General features: G+C 65.6%; 7 protein-coding genes. 5 read left to right on the top strand and 2 right to left on the bottom strand.

All coding sequences use genetic code 11. The features are described from left to right. A partial coding sequence (locus QM685_RS36560; RefSeq protein ID WP_415124371.1) for a hypothetical protein occupies positions 1–297 on the bottom strand: 297 nt, incomplete at its 3' end. Between the two features lie 32 nt (positions 298–329). Here QM685_RS36560 and QM685_RS36555 point away from each other — a divergent pair. From QM685_RS36555 to QM685_RS36540, 4 genes are all read left to right on the top strand, one after another. Continuing rightward, the gene (locus tag QM685_RS36555) at positions 330–704 is read left to right on the top strand and encodes a hypothetical protein (protein WP_415124369.1); all 375 of its coding nucleotides are present in this window, start codon (positions 330–332) and stop codon (positions 702–704) included. Between the two features lie 1,046 nt (positions 705–1,750). Beyond that, a complete protein-coding gene (locus QM685_RS36550; RefSeq protein ID WP_415124367.1) occupies positions 1,751–3,139 on the top strand; it encodes an FAD-binding oxidoreductase in 1,389 nt (462 codons plus the stop codon). Between the two features lie 302 nt (positions 3,140–3,441). Continuing rightward, positions 3,442–4,032, top strand: coding sequence for a YSC84-related protein (locus QM685_RS36545; protein WP_415124365.1), 591 nt, complete (start codon positions 3,442–3,444; stop codon positions 4,030–4,032). A 255-nt stretch (positions 4,033–4,287) separates the two neighbouring features. Continuing rightward, positions 4,288–5,769 carry a SulP family inorganic anion transporter gene (locus QM685_RS36540; RefSeq protein ID WP_415124363.1) on the top strand — a complete coding sequence of 494 codons (1,482 nt, stop codon included), beginning with the start codon at positions 4,288–4,290 and terminating at the stop codon, positions 5,767–5,769. A gap of 26 nt (positions 5,770–5,795) precedes the next feature. Here the strand turns inward: QM685_RS36540 and QM685_RS36535 are convergent, their stop codons facing one another. Then, complete coding sequence (locus QM685_RS36535; protein WP_415124361.1) at positions 5,796–6,335, bottom strand: YbaK/EbsC family protein; 540 nt, start codon at positions 6,333–6,335, stop codon at positions 5,796–5,798. Positions 6,336–6,497: 162 nt separating this feature from the next. On the opposite strand from QM685_RS36535, the gene QM685_RS36530 reads away from it, so the two are divergent. After that, on the top strand, positions 6,498–7,547 hold a 1,050-nt coding region (locus QM685_RS36530), incomplete at its 3' end, for a YihY/virulence factor BrkB family protein (RefSeq protein WP_415124359.1).

The raw sequence follows: 7,547 nt of genomic DNA, 5'->3' as shown, positions 1-7,547 counted from the left end.
GACCGCCGTCGCCGTGGCCACCATCGCCATGACCGTGACCGCCGTCGCCATGGCCGCCATCTCCATGACCATGACCGCCGTCGCCGTGACCACCGTCGCCATGACCGTGACCGCCGTCGCCATGGCCACCGTCGCCATGACCATGACCGCCGTCGCCGTGACCATGACCGCCGTCGCCATGACCATGACCGCCGTCGCCGTGACCACCGTCGCCATGGCCATGACCGCCATCGCCATGATGACCATGATGCCCATGCCCATGGCCGTGACCATGCCCATGACCACCATCACCACCATCCCCGCCGTTATCCCCGCTGCCGTCGCCACCCGTGCCGCTGTTTCCCGACCCGTCGTCGCCGCCGCCGCTGCCATTGCTGGCGCCGCCGTTGCCGTTGTTATTCCCGGTGTTCCCCGAGCCCAGCCCGCCCGAGCCGGAATTCGCCGAGCTGCTTCCGCCGCTGTTGCCCGAGCCCGTCGACGACGGCCCGCTGCCCGACTGCGAGCCCCCCGACGAGGTCGAGCCGAGCCCCGTCGCCGCAACGCTCAACCCGCGCCCAACCTGGTCGGCGCCCTGGGACGTGCAGCCGGGTCCAGCGCCTCCCGCGCATCCGCCGTACGCCTGCGCGAGCACCATCACTCCGGAATTTGTCGCCTGTGCGGTGGATCCCGCGGGATTCGTCTGCGCACCCGCCATCGCCGCATAAAGACTCACAGCAGCCGCCAATGCCGCCCGCCGCGTACCCAATATCCACGTGTCCCCGTTTTGCTTTTTCATTTCAAACTCCTGATTATTTAATTCAGAACGACCGGTCCAATAACAATTGAATCTCCGCTCAATTAGGAAACGAAAACTCAAAGCCTGGCCGGCTTCGCCCGGCGCGAAGTAAAAATCCAATCGCACTGGACTCATCTCTCGCGGAAAATCCCCGGTCCGATTTGGCGTATTTCGAGAGAATCGGCTGGCTGTGCGGGGACATTCACTGTTAGAACCACACAGCAAGGCTTGATGGACGTTGAAGTTATTCGCAGCGCAAACGCGTGACCGTGCGCTAGACCACGCAATGCGATATCACTAATCCCCGGCAAGCGCGTTCCATAAACGGACCGTTAACGATCGTTAATCGCCTTGACACCGGAAATTTCACGACTTGCGATCTTTAATCAGGGTTTTCTCTGAGCAAAAGACAAGCATTTACACGTCGGCCGTTTTATTCATGTGTTTATCCGCACATAAATCGGAAAATGCTAAAAGGCGAATGAGCGCAATCCCACAGACAACCCACCGGAAAACCGTCGCGTCGCACCTGAAACGACATTTCGACAACCCAATACCGCGCACCGCGAAAATGCCCTCGCGCGGTGTGCGCTACCTCACACACATCGTCGAAAGCGCGCGCGACACACGAGAGGTAACGCGCCGCACTCACGACCCCGATGCAAAGTGTCGCTACCCGACCACCAGCACAGCGTCCATCCAACACTTCGTCGCCCGATCTTTTCCGGAAGCATTTCCACCATCCGCGGCCGGGTGCCGGTCAACGTTACTGTCGCAACCCGCGAAGGCCTGTCGCACGCGCCGTTGCGCGCAATCGCTCGCGGGCGCGGGTTTACCTTGTTTGACTTCAGCGCGCTGCCCCGTTTACTGGACGCACACCAACCTCTCAATCCGCTTTTGCTCACTTCGCTCCCGTTGCTCTGGTCTACAGAATGGTGTGCTGGGTGCGTCTTTCTTTGTTCGATGAGGTACGCCATGGTTACTGTGTCCAGCAGCGCTATCGACGAATTGAAATCCGGCCTGCGGGGTCCGCTCCTGCTGCCCGACTCCCCCGGTTTCGACGAAGCGCGCAGCATCTGGAATGCGATGATCGACCGCTATCCCGCGATGATTCTGCGTTGCGCCGGCGTCGCCGACGTGCGCCGCGGCGTCGGGTTCGCGCGCGACAACGGCCTGCCGCTCGCGATTCGCGGCGGCGGCCACAACATCGGCGGCAGCGCGCTGTGCGACGACGGTGTCGTGCTCGATCTGTCGGCGATGAAGTCCGTGCGCATCGATCCGGTCGCGCGGCGCGCTTACATCGAGCCGGGCGCGACGCTGCACGATTTCGATCACGAAGCGCAGGCATTCGGACTCGCGACGCCGCTCGGCATCAACTCGACGACCGGCGTCGCGGGCCTCACGCTCGGCGGCGGCTTCGGCTGGCTCAGCCGCCGCTACGGGATGACGATCGACAACCTCGTCGCCGCCGACATCGTCACCGCGGACGGCGAATTGCGCCGCGCGAGCGCCACGTCGAACGAAGATCTGTTCTGGGCGATTCGCGGCGGCGGCGGCAATTTCGGTGTCGTCACGCTATTCGAATACGCGCTGCACGAGGTCGGGCCGCTCGTGTACGGCGGCCTCGTCGTGCTGCCGCTCGCCGAGGCGAAGGACGCGCTCGTCAAATACCGCGCGGCGGCGCCCGCGATGCCGGAAGAACTGGCCGTATGGGCGGTCGCGCGGCTCGCGCCGCCGCTACCGTTCCTGCCGCCCGACGTGCACGGCAAGCCGGTGCTGGTGTTCGCGATGTGCTACAACGGGCCGCTCGAAAACGGTCCGGCGGCGGTGGAAAGCGTGCGCGGCTTCGGCACGCCGCTCGGCGAACATCTTGGGCCGATGCCGTACGAGATGTGGCAACAGGCATTCGATCCGCTGCTCACGCCGGGCGCGCGCAATTACTGGAAATCGCACAATCTCGCCGGCATCGACGACGGTCTGATCGACGCGTTGATTCAGGCGGTCGATACGCTGCCGTCGCCGCAATGCGAGATTTTCTTCGGGCTGATCGGCGGACAGACGCAGCGCGTGGCGGTCGACGCGGCCGCCTACCCGAGCCGCGACACGCAATACGCGATGAACGTGCACGGCCGCTGGGACGACGCACGCGATGACGATCGCTGCATCGCCTGGTCACGCGCGTTCTTCGACGCGGCGAAGCCCTTCGCGCTCGGCAGCGTGTACGTAAACTTCATGACGCAGGAAGAAGGCGGCCGCATCGTGGAAGCGTACGGGCCGAACTACGAGCGGCTCGTCGACATCAAGAATCGCTACGACCCGGCCAATCTGTTCCGTCACAATCAGAACATTCGTCCGACGGTCTAGCCGCGCGGGCCGATACCTCGAATTGCGGCCCGACAACCCGGATAACCCACGGATAACAATCCCGGCGCGCCGCCCTCATGCAGGGCGGCGCATCCTTTAGGCACGCTATCTGCTGACTCCCTCTGCGCCCGGTCACCGGCAAAACGCCCCGGCATGCCGGCGCCGCGGCATGGCTCTTCCGACGCAACCGCGGCACACTCGCGGAACCTCCCGCGCGCGAAAGCGCACAAATGGAAGCGGGCGGCACCGCCGCACTCTCCGATAACGTACAACATGCGTAAGAAACGCAAAGGAAAACAGTCATGCGCAGACGACAGTTCATCATGACCGGCAGCGCCGCACTGGCCGTCGCGGGCCTGAGCCTCACCGGTTGCACGACGACTTCGCTGTCCTCGAGCACCTCGTCTTCGGCCAACGCCAGCAAGCGCGACACGATCAACGCGGGGGTCGACTCGACGCTCGCACGCCTCTATGAAAACGTCGACGGTTCGCGCGAACTGGTCGAAAAAGCGCGCGGCGTGCTCGTGTTTCCGTCGGTCATCGCGGCCGGCTTCTGGGTCGGCGGACAATATGGAGAAGGCGCGCTGCGCGTCGGCGGTCGCACGGTCGGCTACTACAGCACCGTCGCCGGCTCGTTCGGTTTGCAGATCGGCGCGCAGTCGAAGGCGCTCATATTCCTGTTCATGACGCAGGAAGCACTCGACAAATTCCTGCGCAGCCAGGGATGGGCAGTCGGCGCCGATGCGACCGTCGCCGTGCTGAAGGTCGGCGCGAACGGCGCGGTCGACACATCGACCGCAACGAGCCCGGTGGAAGCTTTCGTGCTGACCAACGGCGGCCTGATGGCGGGTATTTCGCTCGAAGGCACGAAGGTTTCGCGGCTGATTATCTGAGCGGACCGTTCATCGTATAACCGGGCCGGAGCAACGCAGGTCATCCGGTTCATCTTGCGGCCTGTCGTGCAAACGCCCGCTGTTTGCATGACAGATCCGCGCCTGGCCGCGCCGCCAGCGCCATTCATCCCACTACGGTAGAATCCACGCCTTTCGCCAACGTCCCGCGTTCAGCGGACGCCTCCTTCGCGGCGCCTCGTGCATCGCCGGCAAGCCTACGCAAGCCGCCGACACCGCGCACCCACCTCGTAGAACATGAACACCGCCATTCACGGTTGGCCCGCGCGGCTTTCCGACATCCGCAGCAATGTGCTCGCCGGCCTGACCTCGTCGTTCGCCCTGGTGCCCGAGTGCATCGCCTTCGCGCTCGTCGCTCATCTGAATCCGTTGATGGGCCTGTACGGCGCATTCTTCATCTGCACCGTCACGGCGCTGTTCGGCGGACGCCCCGGCATGATTTCCGGCGCGGCCGGCTCGATGGCCGTGGTGATCGTCGCGCTCGTCGTCGGGTACGGCGCGCAGTATCTGCTCGCGACCGTGATACTGAGCGGCCTGCTGATGGTGCTGTTCGGCGCGTTGCGGCTCGGCAAGCTGATCCGCATGGTTCCGCATCCGGTGATGCTCGGCTTCGTCAACGGTCTTGCGATCGTCATCGCGACCGCGCAGCTCGCGCACTTCAGGGAGTCCGCGCCGCACGGCGAGCAATGGCTGCACGGCGGCGCGCTCGCGACGATGTGCGCGCTCGTCGCGCTGACGATGGCGATCGTCTACCTGCTGCCGCGGCTCACGCGCGCCGCGCCGCCCGCGCTCGTCGCGATCGTCGGCGTCGGACTGCTTACGCAACTGCTGCATCTGCCGACGCGCACGCTCGGCGACATGGCGCACATCGCCGGTAATCTGCCGTTGCCGCATCTGCCGGACGTGCCGCTGAATCTCGCGACACTGCGCATCATCCTGCCGTACGCGGTGCTGATCGCGATCGTCGGCCTGCTCGAAACGCTGCTCACGTTCAATCTGACCGACGAGATCACTGAAACGCACGGTCAGCCGAATCGCGAATGCGTCGCGCTCGGCGCGGCGAATATCGCGTCGGGACTGTTCGGCGGGATGGGCGGTTGCGCGATGATCGGCCAGACCATGATCAACCTGAATTCGGGGGGACGTTCGCGGCTGTCGGGCATCGTCAGCGGCGTGATGATTCTGCTGTACATCCTGTTCCTGGCGCCGCTGATCGAGCGGATTCCGCTCGCCGCGCTGGTCGGCGTGATGTTCGTGGTCGCGCAGCAGACCTTCGCATGGGGGTCGCTGCGCGTGCTCGGCAAGGTGCCGCGCAACGATGCCCTGGTGATCGTCGCGGTCACCGTGATCACCGTGTTTGCCGATCTCGCGATTGCCGTAATGTGCGGCATCGTGATCGCCGCGCTCAATTTCGCGTGGCAGCATGCGCGCGAAATTCACGCGCATGCCGAGGATCGCGACGATCACAAAACCTATGTGCCGCGCGGCACGCTGTTTTTCGCGTCGACCACGCGCTTTCACGAACTGTTCGATCCGGCTCGGGATCCGGCGAGCGTGACCGTCGATTGCAGCCATCTGCTGCTCGCCGATCATTCCGCGCTCGCCGCGTTGCAGGGGTTGGCCGAGCGTTATCGCAAGGCCGGCAAGCAGTTGCGCATGAAGAACCTGTCGGAGCGCAACCGGCAGTTGCTGAGCCGCGCGGGGATCGGCTTCGCGTGATGCCGCGCGGGCATTGCCGGCGCGCGCTACTCCGCCGGCAGTGTCAGCGCCGCGACCTCGCAGCGCGGCCAGTGCCGCAGCACGTCCGGCGACAGCAGCAGCTTGGCCGCGCGCACGCCCGCGCCCATCACGACCTGCGCGCGCTCCATCACCGCGGCATCGACGAGGATGCGCCAGTCGGACGGCAGGCCGAACGCGGTAATGCCGCCGAACTCCATCCGACTATGCTCGACCGCCGCCTCGCGCTTCGCGAACGACAGCCGTTGCGCGCCGAGCGCGGCCTTGACCGCGCCGTTGATGTCGAGCCGCCGCGAACCGAGCGACACGAGCGCCGCGTAGTGCTCGCCGCCGTCCTTCCGGTAGCGGATCACGATCGTGTTCGCGCAGTCTTCGAGACCGAACCCATAGCGCTCGCTGAATGCGGCGGTGTCGGACGCGTCGTCGGTCACGCTGAACACCGTGACCCCCTGCGCCGGCAATTGTTCGATGACGTGCGCGGGCAGATGCGCGCTCCATTGTTCGGTCGCGATGACGTCCAGTTGCCGTATGAGTTCGTGCGAATGCATGGTGAGCGGGAATGTGAGAGGAACCCGCTGCATTCTAACGGTACGCGCGGCACGAGCAGCGCCGGTTAGCTTGTATAGTGACAGGCACACGGTTTGCGTAGGGCACGAAGACGAAAGCCCAGCGCAAGCGTAGCGGCGCCGGCACCCTTGCGAACGACGATCATGGACATCGACTCCCTTTCCACCGAGAACCTTCAGCAGGCGGCCCGTCAGCAGGCCAACTGGGCAATCGGCGCGCTCCGGCAGTTCTCGGAGAACCGCTGCCCGGCGCTGGCGGCAGGCATCGCGTTCTATGCGGCGTTCTCGCTCGCGCCGACGCTCGTCATGGTGATCGCCGTGGCCGGCTGGTTCTTCGGCCCGGCGGCCGCGCGCGGCGAACTGTACGGCCACATCAACGGACTGATCGGCGACCAGGCGGCCGCGGGCGTCCAGACGATCGTCGAGAACGCGCATCACGCGGGCAGCAAAGGCGGCATCGCGGCGATCATCTCGTTCTCGCTGCTCGTGGTCGGCGCCTCGGCCACGTTCTCGTCGCTCAACAGCGCACTCAATATCGTGTGGCCGTACACCGGGAAGCGCGCCTCGAGCGTGCTCGCGCTCGTGCGCGTGCGGCTGATCTCGTTCGGGCTCGTGCTCGGCGTCGCGTTCCTGCTGATCGTGTCGCTCGTGCTCGATACCGTCATCGTCTTCATCGGCAACTGGCTGTGGGGCGACTCGCCCTATGTCGTGATCGGCAATCTGCTGCAGCTCGGCGTCGGCCTGCTCGTGCTGGCGTTCGCGTTCGCCGGGCTGCTCAAGTTCCTGCCCGACGCGCGAGTGCTGTGGCGCGATGCGCTGGTGGGCGGCATCGCCGCGGCCGTGCTGTTTACGGCCGGCAAGAAGCTGTTCGCGCTCTATCTCGCGCATGCCGGCATGGCCAGCTCGTTCGGGGCAGCCGGCTCGCTCGCGGTGCTGCTGATGTGGCTGTATTTCTCGGCAATAGTGCTGCTGCTCGGCGCGGAGTTCGCCGCCGCGCGCGGCCGGCTGCACGATCCGCGCGGTGGCTGGGGCATGCAGGGCGCCGCGCCGCCGGGCAGCCGCGCGATGCTCGCCTCGGTGCTGGCGGCATCGACGGTCGGCGCGGATACGGCGTCGCGTGCCGCGGTGCGTGCCGGAAAGCCGGCGAATCGCGGTGCCGCGCCGCCCGCACCCGCCGCTCGCGCGGCAGTGGAC

The organism is Paraburkholderia sp. (assembly GCF_047605525.1).
Taxonomy (GTDB): Bacteria; Pseudomonadota; Gammaproteobacteria; order Burkholderiales; family Burkholderiaceae; genus Paraburkholderia.
Note: the sequence above shows the minus strand (reverse complement) of the source record. Positions and strands in the feature narration are given on the sequence as shown.